This window comes from Alteromonas sp. 4NH20-0056 (assembly GCF_057539655.1).
Map to the genome: position 1 here is coordinate 124154 of NZ_BAAJLS010000006.1, position 17895 is coordinate 142048.

The 17895-nt window shown below is 45.8% G+C and carries 14 protein-coding genes; 7 read left to right on the plus strand and 7 right to left on the minus strand.

The genetic code is table 11. The features are described from left to right. Nucleotide 1 precedes the first annotated feature (1 nt). The 5 genes from AC27EZ_RS12610 to AC27EZ_RS12630 form a co-directional block, all read right to left on the minus strand. On the minus strand, nt 2–2008 hold the full coding sequence (locus AC27EZ_RS12610; RefSeq protein ID WP_487135649.1) for an acetyl/propionyl/methylcrotonyl-CoA carboxylase subunit alpha: 2007 nt from the start codon (nt 2006–2008) through the stop codon (nt 2–4). Then, the gene (locus AC27EZ_RS12615; protein WP_487135650.1) at nt 2005–2799 is read right to left on the minus strand and encodes an enoyl-CoA hydratase/isomerase family protein; all 795 of its coding nucleotides are present in this window, start codon (nt 2797–2799) and stop codon (nt 2005–2007) included. Before AC27EZ_RS12615 ends, AC27EZ_RS12610 begins: the two co-directional genes overlap by 4 nt. A 15-nt stretch (nt 2800–2814) precedes the next feature. Then, the gene (locus AC27EZ_RS12620) at nt 2815–4422 is read right to left on the minus strand and encodes a carboxyl transferase domain-containing protein (RefSeq protein WP_487135651.1); all 1608 of its coding nucleotides are present in this window, start codon (nt 4420–4422) and stop codon (nt 2815–2817) included. 142 nt (nt 4423–4564) lie between these two features. Next, the gene (locus tag AC27EZ_RS12625; RefSeq protein ID WP_487135652.1) at nt 4565–5734 is read right to left on the minus strand and encodes an isovaleryl-CoA dehydrogenase; all 1170 of its coding nucleotides are present in this window, start codon (nt 5732–5734) and stop codon (nt 4565–4567) included. After that, nucleotides 5731–6138, minus strand: coding sequence for a MerR family transcriptional regulator (locus AC27EZ_RS12630; protein ID WP_487135653.1), 408 nt, complete (start codon nt 6136–6138; stop codon nt 5731–5733). Before AC27EZ_RS12630 ends, AC27EZ_RS12625 begins: the two co-directional genes overlap by 4 nt. Before the next feature lie 269 nt (nt 6139–6407). On the opposite strand from AC27EZ_RS12630, the gene AC27EZ_RS12635 reads away from it, so the two are divergent. The 4 genes from AC27EZ_RS12635 to AC27EZ_RS12650 all read left to right on the plus strand — a co-directional run bounded on the left by AC27EZ_RS12635 (nt 6408) and on the right by AC27EZ_RS12650 (nt 11350). After that, nucleotides 6408–7583, plus strand: a complete 1176-nt coding sequence (locus AC27EZ_RS12635; protein ID WP_487135654.1) for a thiolase family protein — start codon at nt 6408–6410, stop codon at nt 7581–7583. Nucleotides 7584–7687: 104 nt separating this feature from the next. Then, nucleotides 7688–8566 carry an alpha/beta hydrolase gene (locus AC27EZ_RS12640; RefSeq protein WP_487135655.1) on the plus strand — a complete coding sequence of 293 codons (879 nt, stop codon included), beginning with the start codon at nt 7688–7690 and terminating at the stop codon, nt 8564–8566. Between the two features lie 15 nt (nt 8567–8581). After that, nucleotides 8582–9802, plus strand: coding sequence for a kynureninase (gene kynU, locus AC27EZ_RS12645; RefSeq protein ID WP_487135656.1), 1221 nt, complete (start codon nt 8582–8584; stop codon nt 9800–9802). A gap of 144 nt (nt 9803–9946) precedes the next feature. Beyond that, nucleotides 9947–11350, plus strand: coding sequence for a transporter substrate-binding domain-containing protein (locus AC27EZ_RS12650; RefSeq protein WP_487135657.1), 1404 nt, complete (start codon nt 9947–9949; stop codon nt 11348–11350). 35 nt (nt 11351–11385) lie between these two features. Here AC27EZ_RS12650 and AC27EZ_RS12655 read toward each other — a convergent pair whose 3' ends face one another. Both AC27EZ_RS12655 and sbcB read right to left on the minus strand, forming a co-directional pair. Continuing rightward, nucleotides 11386–13041, minus strand: a complete 1656-nt coding sequence (locus AC27EZ_RS12655; protein WP_487135658.1) for a flagellar assembly protein A — start codon at nt 13039–13041, stop codon at nt 11386–11388. A gap of 165 nt (nt 13042–13206) precedes the next feature. Next, nucleotides 13207–14637, minus strand: a complete 1431-nt coding sequence (gene sbcB / locus AC27EZ_RS12660; protein WP_487135659.1) for an exodeoxyribonuclease I — start codon at nt 14635–14637, stop codon at nt 13207–13209. 150 nt (nt 14638–14787) lie between these two features. On the opposite strand from sbcB, the gene AC27EZ_RS12665 reads away from it, so the two are divergent. The 3 genes from AC27EZ_RS12665 to AC27EZ_RS12675 all read left to right on the plus strand — a co-directional run bounded on the left by AC27EZ_RS12665 (nt 14788) and on the right by AC27EZ_RS12675 (nt 17895). After that, a complete protein-coding gene (locus AC27EZ_RS12665; protein ID WP_487135660.1) occupies nt 14788–15816 on the plus strand; it encodes an isoaspartyl peptidase/L-asparaginase family protein in 1029 nt (342 codons plus the stop codon). 156 nt (nt 15817–15972) lie between these two features. Then, nucleotides 15973–16392: a CBS domain-containing protein gene (locus tag AC27EZ_RS12670; RefSeq protein ID WP_487135661.1), complete on the plus strand. Its 420-nt coding sequence runs from the start codon at nt 15973–15975 to the stop codon at nt 16390–16392. A gap of 177 nt (nt 16393–16569) precedes the next feature. Continuing rightward, on the plus strand, nt 16570–17895 hold the full coding sequence (locus AC27EZ_RS12675; RefSeq protein WP_487135662.1) for a Na+/H+ antiporter NhaC family protein: 1326 nt from the start codon (nt 16570–16572) through the stop codon (nt 17893–17895).

Consider the following 17895-nt stretch of genomic DNA (forward strand, 5'->3'; position numbering starts at 1 on the left):
ATTACGCTTCCTCTTCGGTCTTATCGAACGCTAGCAGTGTGGCGCCACCATCCACCAATTCGCCTGAAGAGAAAAAGAACTCTGATACGGCCCCGTCTGCTGGCGCCGAAATACTATGTTCCATTTTCATGGCTTCCATAATCATAATCGGCGTACCCTTCTTAACGTTCTCGCCTACCGCTACCAAAGTAGCAACGACGGTTCCATTCATTGGGGCGGTCAGGTTTGCCTCATCATTTTCGTTTGTATCATCGCCAAGATCAGGGGTTATTACGTCAAAATGGAAATACGCTGACTGGCTGTATAAACCAAAGATGTTGCCATCTTTTGAAAAGCTATATCGGGTACGTGTGTCATCAGCAATCGCGATAAACGTTTGCCCGTCTATATACCCACTTATTGTTGACGTGCCACTAGCGTGTGAAACCGTGAACGTGGCGGTTTCATTATCATTTGTGCGTGGCGTATGAGACACGGTAACGTCGTGTTCGATGTCGTCAATACGTATCACCATCGATTCACGGTATGCCATGTTTGCGCGCCATGACCCTGCTGTATCCCAAGGCGATTGGCTTTGAGTATCAATCTTCTCCCGGCTAGCTAATGCCAGCATCGCCATGGTAGGCAGCAATGTAGCCAGGTCTTTTTCTTTTTTCTTAAATAGCATATCGCTATGCTTATCAACGAATGTAGTAGTGAGTTCAGCGTTGATGAACGGTTTACTACCCGCAACTCGCATAAGAAAATCAATATTCGTGGTTAGGCCACTGATATGATAATCGCCTAAGGCACTTAGTAAGCGCTTTAGTGCAATTTCTCTATCGGCGCCCCATACGACGAGCTTAGCAATCATAGGGTCGTAGTAAACGGTAACCTCATCGCCTTGCACCACGCCCGTATCAACGCGTACGACATCACTTTCTTGTGGTGGTTTAAGTAGCGCTAATCGGCCAGTTGCTGGAAGAAAGTCGTTATCTGGATCTTCGGCGTAAATACGCGCTTCAAACGCGTGGCCAGTGAGTGTAAGGTCTTTTTGAGATTTAGGTAAAACATTGCCTTCGGCGACCAGTAGTTGCCAATGCACGAGATCTTCACCAGTGATCATTTCTGTTACGGGGTGCTCGACCTGTAAACGCGTATTCATCTCCATGAAATAAAATGAATCATCTTCGTCTAACAAGAATTCGACCGTACCGGCGCCGACGTAATTTATCGCTTTGGCGGCGAGTAGCGCTGCGTCACCCATTTTCTTACGAGTTTCTTGAGACATGTTGGGCGCAGGAGCTTCTTCAATTATTTTTTGATGACGACGCTGCACTGAACAGTCTCGTTCAAATAAATACACGCCGTTACCGTGCTTGTCACAGAACACTTGAAATTCGACGTGGCGAGGGCGCGTAAGGTATTTTTCTACCAACATATGGTCGTCACCGAAGCTTGCCATACTCTCGCGTTTCGCCGCATCTAATGCGTGAGAAAATTCGTCTTCGCTCCATACTTGGCGCATGCCTTTTCCGCCGCCACCGGCAGCAGCTTTAAGCAGTACCGGGTAACCCATGTCATCCGCGGCTTTTTTTAGCACAGCGGGTGATTGGTCATCGCCGTGGTAACCCGGAACCAGAGGAACACCCGCTTTTTCCATGATGTGTTTGGCCGCAGACTTTGAGCCCATCGCTTCAATCGCTGAAGCGGGTGGACCGACAAAAATAATATCATTATCTTCGCACGCGGTAGCAAATCCCGCATTCTCTGATAAAAAGCCATATCCTGGATGTATAGCGTCTACACCCAAACGTTTCGCATGGGCAATAATATCATTTGCTTTTAAGTAGCTGTCTTTTGATGGCGCGGCGCCAAGGCACACGGCTTCATCTGCCATTTGGACATGTCTGGCGTGTATGTCAGCGTCTGAATAAACGGCTACCGTTTGAATACCTAACGACTTTGCAGTTTTCATTACGCGGCACGCTATTTCGCCACGGTTAGCGATCAGGAGTTTTGTAATCATTGCGATACCTCTTGCCATGCTGCTGTGCGTTTTTCAAGAAACGCGTTTAACCCTTCTTGCCCTTCTGTTGATGTTCTAACCGCCGCAATACGGGCACTGGTTTCTTCCATCAATGAAGGTGAAATTGGTATGCCAGCCACATCTTGAACCAATGCTTTTGACTGACTAACTGCCTGAGGGCCGTTTTTCAATATAGCGGTGATAATGTCGTCAATAGTGCTATCAAGTTCGTCTTCGCTAACCGCCTCGCTTAATAGTCCTAAACGGCGTGCTCGACGTGCAGAAAACACTTCAGCTGTTTGAAAATAACGTCTGCACACTCTCGCGCCCATTGCCTCTATAACGTATGGGCTTATGGTTGCGGGAATAAGACCGATTTTCACTTCACTAAGACAAAACTTACTCAACTTACTTGCAATGGCGATATCACAACAGGCTATTAACCCGACAGCCCCGCCAAATGCAGCGCCTTGTACGCGTGCAATCGTTGGCTTAGGTAACGTGTAAAGCGTATGAAGCATCGTCGCAAGTGCCATTGCATCAGCATGGTTTTGTGATTCGGTGTAGCTAGCCATGCGCTTCATCCAGCCTAAATCTGCTCCTGCACTGAAGCTTTTGCCTTGCGCTTGCAGTATCACAGCACGCACGGTGTCGTCTTCACCCGCTTTCTTAAATAGTGAAGTCAGCGTAGCAATCATGTCGTCATTAAAGGCGTTATGTTTGTCAGGCCGTGCCAGTGTAATCGTGGCCACATTGCGCTGGTCTACGATATAGGTAACTGCTTGTTCCATTATCAGTGTCCTCGATTACATTCTAAACACACCAAAATTGGTGTCTTCAATAGGTTTATTTAATGCGGCTGACAGTGATAATCCAAGTACCAATCGCGTGTCTGCAGGGTCGATAACGCCGTCGTCCCATAATCTTGCCGACGCATAATAGGGGTGACCTTGCGTTTCATAGGTATCGATAACAGGCTGTTTAAATGCCTTTTCTTCTTCATCACTCCATGTTTCGCCAGCACGTGCTTTTTGATCGCGCTTTACCTGCGCAAGCACGCCAGCAGCTTGCTCGCCTCCCATAACGGATATGCGGGCGTTAGGCCACATAAATAGGAACCGCGGGTCATACGCCCGTCCACACATGCCATAGTTGCCCGCACCAAAACTTCCACCGATTAGAACGGTAAGTTTTGGGACATTAGCGCAGGCTACCGCAGTGACCATTTTTGCGCCGTGTTTTGCGATACCTCCGTGCTCATATTGTTTTCCAACCATAAACCCTGTTATGTTTTGTAGGAAAATTAGCGGGATTTTACGCTTTGCACAGAGTTCCACAAAGTGGGCTCCCTTCATCGCGCTCTCACCAAACAAAATGCCATTGTTGCCGATAATACCTACGGGAAAGCCGAATATTCTTGCGAAACCACAAACCAGTGTCGTGCCGTAGAGTGGTTTAAACTCATCAAAATCAGAGTCGTCCACCACACGAGCAATGATTTCTTTCACGTCGAAGGTTTGCTTGCTGTCAGCTGGAACGATGCCGTAAATTTCTTTGGTATCAAAACGGGGAGGCTTAACTTCACTTGGCGTTATGCACTTCTCATTCGTTCTGTTAAGCCTTGCCACTGCGTTTCGTGCAATCGACAACGCATGATGGTCGTTATTTGCTAAATGATCAGCCACGCCTGAAATACGGGTGTGCACGTCACCGCCACCTAATTCTTCAGCGGTAACCACTTCACCCGTAGCAGCCTTAACCAAAGGTGGGCCACCCAAGAAGATCGTGGCCTGTTCTTTAACGATGATACTCTCGTCAGCCATAGCTGGAACATAGGCACCACCAGCCGTGCAAGAGCCCATTACTACAGCAATTTGGGGGATATTCTTTGCTGACATATTGGCTTGATTGAAAAAGATTCGGCCAAAATGTTCGCGATCAGGAAATACGTCATCTTGGCGCGGTAAGTTTGCACCGCCGCTATCAACCAAGTAAATACATGGCAGGTTATTCTGTTCAGCTATGGTTTGTGCACGAAGGTGTTTTTTAACCGTTAGCGGGTAATAGGTTCCGCCTTTTACGGTGGCATCGTTTGCTACTATCATGCATTCAATACCTGAAACGCGACCAATGCCTGCTACTACACCCGCGCACGGCACATAGTCATCATACACTTCCCACGCCGCTAATTGGCTAATCTCAAGAAATGGAGTGTTGTCATCAAGCAGGGCATTTATTCTGTCACGGGGAAGCAATTTACCGCGCGAAACATGCCTTTCTGCTGCTTTTTCGCCGCCGCCCAGCTCAATTTGCTTTATCTTTTCAAGCAAATCATTGACTTGCGCCTGCATATGCTCGGCATTAACCACGAAGGTTTCAGATTTTGTATTTATCGTTGAACGTAGAACGGGCATGGCCCCCTCCTTAATGTTCTTCAATCTCCACGGTGGAGATGTCGGTTATTGGTATTTGTCTAAAGTTAGCGGGCAGCCATGACCGTTTTCATTTTTATTATATTTATCGATCAAATGCTGCCACATAGCTAAGACCATTAATTTATTTTGATTCGTTGAATAACTCACGACCAATAAGCATGCGGCGAATCTCCGAAGTGCCCGCACCAATTTCATAAAGTTTTGCATCGCGCAGTAATCGGCCCGTGGGGTACTCATTGATATAACCATTTCCGCCGAGAAGCTGAATAGCATCAAGGGCCATTTTCGTCGCCAATTCAGCAGAATATAGGATTGCACCTGCGGCATCTTTACGTGTGGTTTCGCCACGGTCGCAAGACTGGGCAACAGTATAAACATAGGCGCGAGCGGCATTCATTTGTGTGTACATGTCGGCTACTTTGCCTTGTACTAATTGGAACTGGCCAATTGATTGACCGAATTGCTCGCGGTCGTGGATGTACGGCACGACAATATCCATACACGCTTGCATGATACCGAGTGGGCCACCAGACAGTACAAGTCGTTCGTAGTCTAAGCCACTCATTAGGACGCGTACGCCTTCACCTTCTTGGCCAATAATATTTTCCGCCGGTACTTCACAATCTTCAAATACAAGTTCGCATGTATTTGATGAGCGCATGCCAAGTTTGTCTAGCTTTTGCGCGCGACTGAAGCCTGGGAAATCGTGTTCAACAATAAAGGCTGTGATACCCCGTGGACCTGCACTTGGGTCAGTTTTTGCGTAGATAACGAAGGTATGTGCATCAGGACCGTTGGTGATCCACATCTTATTGCCATTTAGAATGTACTTGTCTCCGCGCTTTTCAGCACGCAATTTCATGCTTACCACGTCCGAACCTGCATTAGGTTCACTCATAGCAAGTGCGCCAATATGTTCACCAGAAACCAGCTTTGGTAAATACTTCTCGCGCTGGGCATCGTTTCCATTTTTGAATATTTGGTTAACGCACAAATTTGAGTGTGCGCCATAGCTCAGCCCAATGCCTGCTGAAGCTCGACTCACTTCTTCCATCGCGATAGTGTGCGCTAAATAACCCATGTCTGAGCCGCCGTACTGTTCAGAAACGGTAACACCTAAAAGCCCCATTTCCCCAAGTTTTGGCCAGAGTTTGTTCGGAAACTGATTGTCAGCATCAGCTTGTTCTGCAAGGGGAGCAATTTCATTTTGTGAAAATTGGTAAACTTGGTCGCGAAGCATGTCGATGTCTTCGCCAAGTCCAAAGTTCAGTGTAGGATAGGAAGTGTTCATGCAATTTTTCCTCTTTTAAGTTCAGCTAATTCTTCTCGACAGCGGCTTTCTACATCGTCAAGCTCTGTCATAAGCATTTGTATGTCTTCTAATTGTTGATTAAGTACGGCACGTTTCTGCTCAGTCATTTCAAGCATTGCCTCAAGCTGAACGGCTGAATTAGGGTTCGTGTCGTACATGTTAAAAAGTGTATTTACCTCAGCAAGAGAAAAGCCCAAGCGTTTTCCACGCAAAATAAGCTTTAGTCTGACCCGGTCTTTGTTGTAGTAGATTCGATTTTGGCCGGTTCGTTGCGGGCTGAGTAGCCCCTGTTCTTCGTAAAAGCGAATAGAGCGAGGCGTGATATCAAATTCGCGGGCCAATTCACCGATGGCGAAGGTTGGTTCACTGTCGTGGTCTGTCATTACACGCACCTTGTGTCGCACCCCGGGCTGTTTATTGTCCTTTACGGAATCACATCGCCTTGGTGTTAGGAATCATTGACACCTAAACCTTGGGGGTTTACGTTAACGTTAATTACAATTTACGTTAAGGTAAAGTAACATTTTGCTAACGTCAATTTTTCACAATGATAGCATTAGGTTAAACCCACTATGGGTGTCTACTTTTGTATACGCATGAAAGGTTTTACGTATAAAAATTTCATGATTTCAAATATTTATGAGGAAATGGTATGAGTAATGAAACGGTTGTAATCGTTGCGGCTAAGCGTACACCTATGGGTGGGTTCAACGGAAGCTTGTCTGCTGTACCTTCAACAGAGTTGGGTGCTGTGGCCATTAAAGCTGCGTGTGAAAGTGTTGATGTTAGTCACGTTGACGAGGTTATCATGGGTTGTGTATTGCCAGCAGGTCTTGGCCAGGCGCCTGCCCGACAAGCATCACTTGGCGCAGGTCTCCCCTTAAGCGCTGGCGTGACGACCATTAACAAAGTGTGTGGCTCTGGCTTAAAAGCAGTAATGCTCGCTCATGACTTGATCAAAGCGGGGAGTGCAACAACGGTAGTGGCGGGCGGTATGGAAAGCATGAGTAACGCACCCTATATGTTACCTAAAGCACGCAGTGGCTACCGCATGGGACACGGTCAAGTACTAGACCACATGATGCTTGACGGCCTTGAGAATGCGTACGACGGAAAAGCGATGGGCTGCTTTGCTCAGGATACCGCCGACGCTGAAAATATTACGCGTGGCGATATGGACAACTTTGCACTTAGCTCATTGTCAAAAGCGAACGAAGCGATCAACACCGGAACATTTAGCGATGAAATTGTCAACGTTACCGTGTCAGGTCGTAAAGGTGACGTGGTTGTTGATACCGATGAAGGCCCTACCTCAGCGCGTCCTGAAAAAATACCGTCGCTTAGACCAGCCTTTAAAAAAGACGGTACCGTTACGGCAGCAAACTCTAGTTCTATTTCGGACGGTGCTGCAGCGTTACTCGTTATGTCGCAGTCAAAAGCAGAAGCGCTTGGCTTAGCACCGCTAGCGAAGATTGTTGCTCACGCTACGAATGCGATTGAGCCAGAGAATTTTACTGTTGCACCCGTGGGCGCGATGGAAAAAGTAATGGATAAAGCGGGATGGTCGAAAGACGATGTGGACCTGTTTGAGATAAACGAAGCTTTTGCAATGGTGACTATGCTGGCAATACGCAAGCTTGGACTTGATGAAGAGAAGGTTAATGTAAAAGGCGGCGCATGCGCATTAGGACACCCTATTGGTGCATCAGGCGCACGAATTTTAGTAACCCTGTTACATGCACTTAAACAGCGTGATGCCAAAAAAGGGATTGCTTCTCTTTGTATTGGTGGTGGAGAAGGCGTTGCCCTAGCCGTTGAGATGCTGTAGCACTTTTCAGCAATCAGAAACGTGAATCTAGAAAATGGCACCTACATCGGTGCCATTTGTGTTTTAATAGGGTGAGTTAAGTAAAAACAAAGTATCTCAACGTTATGATTCGTCGCCTCTTTTTAATTTCCATCGCTGCATTATTATTTCATGTTAGTCAAACGACCTATGCAGCTGAGCTCTCAAATGTTGCATATAGCTCGCTGTCTGCATTACCACAAAGCGACCCGTTTTTACGATTAGCTTACGGTTCGGACAAACTTCAGTTTATTGATGTATGGAAAGCGCCAGAAGAGGTAACGGACAACAACGGGGCCCTTATATTTATTCACGGCGGATGCTGGTTAAATGCCTATGATCTCAATCATGCTAGAGGTTTTTATAAGGCGTTATCTGAAAGAGGTATTGATGTTTACGCGGTTGAATACAGACGTGCCGGCGATGAAGGTGGCGGGTGGCCTGGCTCGCGCAACGATGTGATCAGTGCGCTGCAGTACTTATCCACCTATTGGCGGGATACTACAATGCCGCATCGCATTGCTTTAGCAGGGCATTCCGCCGGCGGCCATTTGGCGCTGCTCGCTATACAGGAACATACGGTATTGGATGGGTTACCCCTTAATAAAGTTATTGGGCTGGCAGCGATTACCGACATTGCGCGGTATGCACAAGGTGAAAATAGCTGCCAAACCGCAACAAAAGTGTTTATGGGTGGCGTACCTAGTGAGGATCAAATGCAGTCAAATGCAGATTCACCAGCGCAAGAGCATGTGCAAGCGGCTTATCTTGAAGCGACACCAGTGATCGATACGCCCACGCTCCCTGTAATACTTCTTCAAGGCGATGCTGATGCTATTGTGCCTAGTCTACACGCAAACCTTGCTGGGGCTACACCTCGGATTATAAAAGCCGGTGGCCACTTCGATTGGCTACACCCAGAAACGTTAAGCTTTAATGCGTTTTACGAAGAACTGATTAAGTAATAAGAAGTAGATAGTATGATTGATAACGATCTTGATAGTAATGATGCCCTTAGGCATATCCGCAGCCAATTTTCGCTTCCAGAAGGGATAATATATCTAGACGGCAACTCACTAGGTCCATTACCTAGCAAAGCGAAAGCGCGGGCAATAGAGGTCGTCGAAAAACAGTGGGGTGAAGACCTCATCACAAGCTGGAACAAACACAATTGGATAAATTTACCAAGTATTGTAGGCGATAAAATTGGCGCGATTGTAGGGGCTGAAAAAGGGCAGATCGTTAGTTGTGATTCAATTTCGGTGAATCTTTTTAAGGCATTAAGTGCAGCGTTAAAGTTAAACCCAAGTAGAAAAGTGATTGCGACTACTCGTGATAACTTTCCAACCGATATTTACATGGTTCAGGGGCTCATTGACCTATTAGATGATGAATATACGGTACGGTATCTTGATGAACAAGATATTGAAGGGCAGCTATGTGACGATATTGCGGTACTCATGCTTACTCAAGTCAATTTCCGTTCAGGCTTTAAACTGGACATGGCATCAATTACCGATAGTGCGCATGATAAAGGTATTCTAATGTTATGGGACTTAGCACACAGCGCGGGCGCATTCCCAGTCGAACTTGATGCGTGTAACGTAGACTTTGCCGTAGGGTGTACTTATAAGTACTTAAATGGAGGGCCGGGCGCGCCCGCGTTTATATACGTTGCGTCTAAGCATCAATCTACCTATAAGCAGCCGCTGTCTGGATGGATGGGCCACAATGCACCGTTTGCATTTTCACCAGACTATGAATCGCCTAATACGATAAAGCAGAACCTTTGTGGTACGCCTGGCATAGTAAGTATGAGTATTCTTGATGCTGCACTATCAATATTTGATGACCTTGATGTAAAGGATGTTGCCGAAAAGTCAGAAGCACTTCAAGCACACTTTATAACGTGTATGGAACGACACGATATTTTTAACGCGTTTGAATTTGCTAGCCCTAACGTTGAAGTACGTGGTAGCCAACTTGCATTTCGACATAAGCACGCGTACGCCATTTGCCAAGCCTGGATAGCGAGTGGCGTAATCGCAGATTTCCGTGCCCCTGATATACTTCGCGTTGGTTTTGCTCCTCTTTACCTTAGATTTGATGACATCCGCGTGGCGGTAGAAAAACTTGCGTCGATAATGAATGAAAAAACATATTTAAATGAAGAGTTTCAGCAAAAGTTGCACGTAACTTGACCATTTAGGCAAGTTACGTATTGCATTTTTCTACCCCAGCAAAGATACTTCGATGCCAAAACTTTACTTGATATCTGAGGATCCCGTTTGAATGTGTTTAGGTGCTGCCGGTGTATAGTGGTAGCAATGTTGTTGAATGCGTTTATGTGCGTTGCCTTCGCGCAATCTACTCAAGTCCAGGCAAACGCGACTGCGACATCGGCCACGCCCTCTTATCTAGATAAACCAATTCCCTACTGCATCGACCCAAGTTGGTCACCCTATGAAGCTATTCGAAACAACAGGCATGTAGGAATATCGGCAGACTATATGGCTCTTATTTCAAGCCTTTCAGGGCTTACATTCGAGCTTGTTGAGACACAGTCTTGGCGTGAAAGTCTCGCGTTCGTTCAACAGGGCATTTGCCATGTAATACCGATGATGAACGCGTCTGACTTTCGACGTCAGTTTTTAGATTTTACGCAGCCTTATTTTGAATCACCTAACGTATTGGTTGCAAAACAAGGTACGCCAATTTTGCAAGGTTATGACGGTATTGGCGACAGAACGGTCGGCATTGTCGACGCATACAGACAGGCAGAATATGTACGTCGTTTTTACCCTGACTTGCGTCTGGCAATGATAGAGTCAGAGAAAAACGGGCTATTTCAGCTTCTTAACGGCGAGTTTGACGTGATGGTGGGCTCGTTAATGAGTGTGAACTTACATATTAATAATGAAAACTTGGCGGGATTAGCCATTGTTGGTTATGCAGAGCCTTATGACTCGTTGGCGTATGGGGTAAACCGCTCTTATTCTCATCTTGTTCCTATTCTAAACAAGGCTATAAGCCGTATACCGATAGAAAAGCATGTTGATATCTATCGTAAATGGAACCATGTGAGAGTCAGTCACAACAGAGACTACACGACGTTCTTCTTATTTATGGTGGCCGCATTTGTACTGGTGGCGTTTCTAATCTGGCGAAATCGTGTGGTGGTGAAGTCGAACCGAGTGCTTCATCAAAAGAATATTGAAATTGAATCACTTCAAGCAACGTTGGCTGAGAGAAATTACACGCTTTCCATGCTGTCAGCGTACGACGATGACACTGGGCTATTTAATAACAATAAGATGATTCAAACGATAGAAAATGAAATTACTCGTTTTCGGCGTTTTAATCATATACCCACGCTCATTATTGTAGAGCTTGATTGCACGGATGTTAATGGGATGATGGATAGCGTTAGCGTGCTTCGGGATGCCATGAGGCGAGTATCGCAAAAATGCCTCGGTGCGGTAAGAGACGTAGATACCGTTTCGCGATTCAGTAATAAAGAATTGTTAATATTATTACCACACACTTCACTAGCCGACGGAAAAGCGTTAGCAGAAAGACTATCTACCAATATCCTCGACGCGCTTAGTCGTTTTGATGATATTCACGTGTCGTTTGGCGTGACTGAGTTAAAAAGCGAGGAGGAGATGATGCCTTGGCTAGAGCGCAGCAGAAATGCACTACTTCAGGCAAAGCGGATGAGTTCAGGTACCGTTATTGCTGAAAATTAACCAACCCGTTTTGTTCAAACGGGTTGGTTGCGTTTTTACACGATAGGTTCATAAACCCACTGGTGAGCGTCGTAAAACACTTTTGCTCTGTCATATTCTCGCTCAGAGCGCCAGTTTCGGTTATTCAATTTAGCCGAAACACCAGAGTATAATCGTTTGTTCGCGACAAGTTTGATATCATTTTGATACGCTTCTTTAGCATTTTTAACTTCTATGGCTTTTAACTCTAACCACTCTAAAAGTGCTGATTCATTATTGAACAATTCAAGTGCATCATTAACTTTCGCGCGAAGCTCTTCGGGCACACGTTTGTTCCGAATGATATCAATCTTTTCTTTATGTTTGAGGTTATTCTCTCGAAGTTGACGTACGAGATCGTCTAGCGAGTCTTTTCTCTCAAGCAATAGATTAAACCCTTGGCTGAAGTCTATTTTTAACGTACTGCCCGATACTGCACCTAACGTTCCTGCTTCTACCTTGTCTTGGCTGATAATCTCACACGCAAACAAGTTGCCCATAGGCTTATCAAGTTGCCCTACTGTCACACCACCACCACAGCGCAGGCGACTATAGGCTAACTGTCTTCCAACGGTGATACTTCCCGAGCACTGAACGTCGATCCCTTGGCCATGTTGAACATGAATACTGCCTGCCGCAACTAGCTTACAGGTATATTCAGTGCTGTTGTCGTTAACTTTGCCCATCGCGCCTTCGGTGATAATAATGTCACCCCCCGATTCTATAAACGCTGATTCTACAAAACCATTTACGGTAACATCGCCTGCTGCTTTAATTTGCATTTTTTCAGTGACGTCACCATTAACCAAGACCGCACCGTCGTAGTTAATATGACCGGTACCCACATTGACACCATTGCACGTAAAGGTGTCATCAACGTTCATTATCTGGTCTTTATATTTTGGCATGCCTGCAATGATAGAAACCAAAACGTTTGCGTCATTATCTGATACAGCCGTACCGCTTCCCATTTTAAACTCAATCCATTCGCCCGGTGATGGGGGATGCTTACCCCCCCTTACATCAAATCCAGAACGCCCTTTCGATGGCTCTGTTCTGCGTAGTACGGGCGTGTTGGCTTTTATACAAATCACCTCGCCAAGATTACGCATGTCTACGCGTTGACCATCGTTGGTTTGAGGGCGTAAAACCCTATCTAACGCATTGGGTACCAGCGGGATAAAGCGCGATGAGCGCCCATTTCTAGGCGGTAATCCTTTGGCGACGACATCGTCAACTAACGCACCCGGCGATTCCATCTTGGCTTGTTCGAGCAAAGACGTAATGCGTTTAACACTGAGGCCTCGGTGAATATTATTTTTCGCTGCAAGTGCTTTGATGCTTTTTACATTAGGAAGCTTGCCACCATAAGGCGTCGTAATGATGAGGGTGGCTTTCATGCTATCTTCAGAAATTCTGAATTCAACTTCTGCATTTCGACGTTCGCCAATACGCTCTTTTACCACCGTACCATCGCTTGTTTTAAAGAAATGATTGGCGGTATCAACGGCGGACTTCAGCGATGCCTCAGAAATGTATAGGCCTTTGCATTCGCCCTCGTTCAACAGCGCATAAACGTCTTTGATGTTAACTTCACTGTCAAATTCAGAGGGATGCAACGCGATGTTGATGTAGGTTTGCGAGTTATCGAAACTAATATGTACGCCATTCATTTCTTGTTATCCTTTACCGCATTCTGAGCTCTTTATTCTATATCGACATCACCACGCCACGCTTTATGCAAAAGACAACGTTTTTTCAAAATTACCGATATAAAAATGTCTACCACGTCATGTGGTTAAACAATACCACAATGTAATGCTTTTGCTTTATTCAGGTCAAAGGTTTTCAGCGTATTGATACAACGCTCTCAAAATGGCCTGTTTTTCTGGATTATCGCTGTGGTCATGGGCGAGTTGTTCAAGCTTCACCATATAAACATCAAGTGTCATTGCACTTGGTGATGTCGCGTCGGTCAGTCTGGCCTGGCGGTGATGTTGCCACTTCATCATCTCATCATAAGTAAGTGTATTGGGGAAATTACGCGCACGATAGCGAAACAGAAGAGACTTTAGGCCGGTATGCTGGGTTTCATCTGCCAGCAGTGCTAACGTTTCAGGTGCCGCATCGATGACTCGGTCGCACCAGCGTCTATCATCATCACTTAAAAAACCTCCGCTGTATAAAGCCTGATCAATATCGTCGTCACGCTCAACGTGGTCAGTGTCATACAGTTGGTAAAGCTTTTGCGCAATATCCGGTGTAGAAGCTAACAATCGGTAGTTCTCTAAACAGGCTTCTCTATCTAGCCCTAATCGCTCAGCGTTCTCTTCTGTCATGGCTTTTGCCGTCGTCAAAAAAGGCGAACGGTTGATATGAATGAGTTTGACGCCAGGACGCTCGTTGGCGTTTTCAAATGCTTCTCTTGGGGCATATAGCTTCTCCCGCAATGTGTCCGGCGTATCATTGATAATACTGTCTACCGACTTCGATAAATCTATCGCAATAACGGCGTTGGCATTGGTAGGGTGCTTAGCAATGGGCATTACCCACGTGCAGCATCCTTGTGCAGCTGGAAGCTTAGATGAAATATGTAAAACCACTGAGGGCTTTGACATGTCCAATTGTTGTAAAACGGTATGCTTACTTTTAAGTGAAAACGCATACTCGAAAAGTCTTGGTTGTTTATCTTTTATCAATTTTGCTAACGCTATTGTGGCGTAAACGTCGCTTAATGCATCGTGTGCACTTTCATGTGACAAGCCGTTTGCTGCGGTAAGGTGTTCTAATTTAAAGCTAGGGCTTCCGTCTTCTTTAGTAGGCCAATTAATGCCTTCTGGCCTAAGTGCATAACAGGCACGTGCGACATCGATTATGTCCCAACGGCTATTCCCGTTGCGCCATTCTCGTGAATACGGGTCGTAGAAATTACGGTAAAAGAGAAAACGCGCCACTTCATCATCGAACCGAATGCTGTTAAAGCCGACACTGCAGGTGTTGGGCGTTGCCATTTCTTTGAAAATTCGGGCGGCAAAGTCGGCCTCATTTGAACCGTCTCGAAGGGTTTGTTGTGGTGTTATGCCGGTAATTAAGCATGCTTCAGGGTTGGGTAGGTAGTCATTAGCAATAGCGCTCATTATATTAATGGGCTTTCCTACCACATTTAAATCCATATCGGTTCTTACGGCAGCGAATTGGCAGGGGAGATCCTTTTTGGGGCTGGTACCAAAAGTTTCAAAATCGTACCAAAGAAAAGTCGGTTCTTGCATGAAGGCGTTGGTCTTGTTGATTGCGTTTTTATGCCACAGAGTTTACACGTCTGTAGTTTGAATACCAAATGCCATCAAGGCGATGTCTTGTTCATAACGATGAAATTGTGTCATGGTATGGCTTTATTACAAGAAGGACGCAATCGACTAATGAAAATCGCCTCAATATTATCAATGCTTTTCTGTGCAGGATTAGCAAGCTTTACTGCACAGGCGCACAACCACAACGATGCGCCATCAGCACCAGCACCTGTAGCAATTGCAATTCATGGTGGCGCCGGCACAATTTTGAAATCTTCAATGACGCCTGAAAAAGAAAAGGCTTATCGAGACACCCTGCGACAGGCTGTAATGCATGGTTATGAAGTATTAACTGCCGGAGGCACTGGCGAGCAAGCCGTTGTTGAAACCATTCAGTTACTTGAAGCGTCGCCATTATTTAATGCAGGGGTAGGCGCGGTATATACCTTTGATGAGGCTCACGAACTTGATGCGTCGATTATGCACGGTGGTAGTAAAAATGCGGGTGCTGTGGCGGGCGTGAAGCAAATAAAAAGCCCAATAGCTGCAGCGCAATTGGTCATGAACGTGTCGCCTCATGTTTTACTATCGGGAGAAGGCGCTGAGTCTTTTGCATTTGAGCACAAACTTGAAAAAGTCGATAACAGTACGTTTGATACGGAATTTCGAAAAAAAGCGTTAGATAAGGCAAAGACTAGGATGCTAGAAGCCGCATCGAAGTTTGGTGGTCAAATCGGCAATGAACGTTTCGGTACCGTGGGGGCCGTTGTGCTCGATAAGCATGGAGACATCATTGCAGGAACATCAACCGGGGGCATGACGGCAAAACGTTATGGGCGAATTGGTGACTCTCCGATTATTGGCGCAGGGACGTATGCCGATAACGCAAGTTGCGCCGTTTCTGCTACCGGTCACGGTGAATATTTTATTCGTTACAATGTTGCAGCGGATATCTGTGCGCGAATGAAGTACCAAGGGCTTACGCTTAATGAGGCGGCTGACACGGTTATTAATAAGGTTTTAAAAGACGCAGGCGGTGATGGTGGTGTTATTGCTATCGATGCAAAGGGAAATATTGCAATGCCTTTTAATTCTGCGGGTATGTACAGGGCAAGTGTTGATACCGCTGGAAACGTGACGGTTTCAATATATAAATAATCACGAAAATTTAGTCGGAAAAAGTAGCTGTTATGCTTTTCTCCGACTACGCTGATAAATGAAGGGGAAGCCTTTACACTCATTGAAAACAAAAGAAATGCCGTCATGCCTTGGCTTGTTGTGTCAGTAATAGGGTAAAACGGCTGGGAGATATAAATGGAATCGTTGCAAGTCAGTGATTATATGAACACTCACCCCGTAAAACTTCACATTGAAATGCCCGTTGCTGAGGCAGTCGAAACCTTGTTAACAAGCGGGCAAAGCGGAGGGCCTGTTGTCGATATAAAAGGCAAGGTAGTTGGTTTTTTATCGGAACAAGACTGCATAGCCCAAATGATTGCCTCTAGTTACTACCGCGAACAAATCTGTAGGGTGTCAGATATTATGAAAACCCCCGTTATGACGATAAAACCTTATATGTCTGTGATTGAATTGGCACAATTACTCATAAAGGAGAAGCCTAGAGTGTATCCTGTGGTTGATGATGACGGTGTATTGCAAGGATGTATTAATCGAAGCGCTGTACTAAAGGCTATTGATGTACAGCTAAGAGATGGATATCAGAAAGCTGGGTAAGAAATAGGTTTTTTCGTCTTCGGCAATACGGGATAGCAGGCGATTGCTATTCCGTGTACGTTTTATAAAGCGATGTTTTTATAAGTAAATACCATTCAATCTATTAACCTTCTTTAAATGCTTCACAAAACCTTTTATTCTCAGCGCTTCATTTTAAGCGTAAAGAAAGAGTGTGTAGTGGACCAAACCAAAGCCGTATCGCCCAACCCGTTAGGGCTAACGCCTATTCTATTATTTGTTGTCTTGGTGGTTGCTACCGGTGTCGTCACTAACGACATAACCTCAATGCCCATTCTGGTGGCATTTTTTATCAGTGCGGGTTATGGGCTGTGCCTGAATCCTAAAGGGGAGCGGGTTAGTTTCTCTGAAAAGGTGTCTACCTTCTGTAAAGGAGGAGGCGATAAAAATATAATACTATTGGTGTTAATTTTTCTGCTGGCGGGCGCCTTTTACGCCGTGACCATTGATATTGGTGCACGGGACGCAACGGTGAATATGGCCCTACAGTTTGTTCCTTCCGCGATGATATTACCTGGCCTCTTTTTTATTTGTTGTTTCATCTCGTTTGCGATGGGAACGTCGATGGGAACCATTACTGCGCTATCACCCATTGGCGCTGGCTTAGCGACTAGCTTGGGCCTACCTATAGAAATGGCGCTGGGGATAGTCGTTGGGGGGGCAATGTTTGGTGACAATTTATCTTTTGTGTCAGATACCACTATAGCCGCCACACGAACGCAAGGAGTGCGTTTGAAAGATAAGTTTCGCGCGAACTTAATGGTCGCTTTGCCTGCCAGTATCGTCACCATGATATTGCTGTTGTGTGTCGATGTAGATACCTCAAGCATTGTTGAAACCAACGATTACGACGTATGGCGCATTTTACCTTATCTTTGCATTATTGGTTTCGCGCTAAGTGGGTTTAATGTGATAAGCGTGCTTGGTGTCGGTATTGCCAGTGCGTGTATCGTGGGGCTGATGCAAGATAGCTTTACAGTGCTGAGCATGATGCAAAGTATTCAAAAAGGAATGGGCTGGATGCAAGACCTCGCCATGATAGCCATTACTATCGGTGGTATTGTGGCGCTAATGCATGCAAATGGCGGTATTACATGGCTCATCGATAGGCTGACCCGAAAGGTGACAAGCAAAAAAGGGGCAGAGTTCAGTATTGCAGGCTTGGTTAGTTTTCTTGATATTACAACGGCAAATAATACTATCGCCATAGTAACCGCTGGCCCCATTGCCAGCGATTTAAACAAAAAATATGGTGTTGACCCGCGTCGCACAGCTTCATTGCTGGATATCTTCTCATGCAGCTTCCAGGGTTTAGTGCCTTATGGGGCGCAACTTCTCAGTGCAGCGGCGGTGGTGGGCATTTCACCCTTGGCTATTACGCCATACTGCTGGTATCCCATGCTCATATTTGTGTTTGGTCTGCTTGCGATTTGGTTTGGCTTTCCGCGATTTAGTGCGCCGCATGATGATGCACTTGCCGACTAA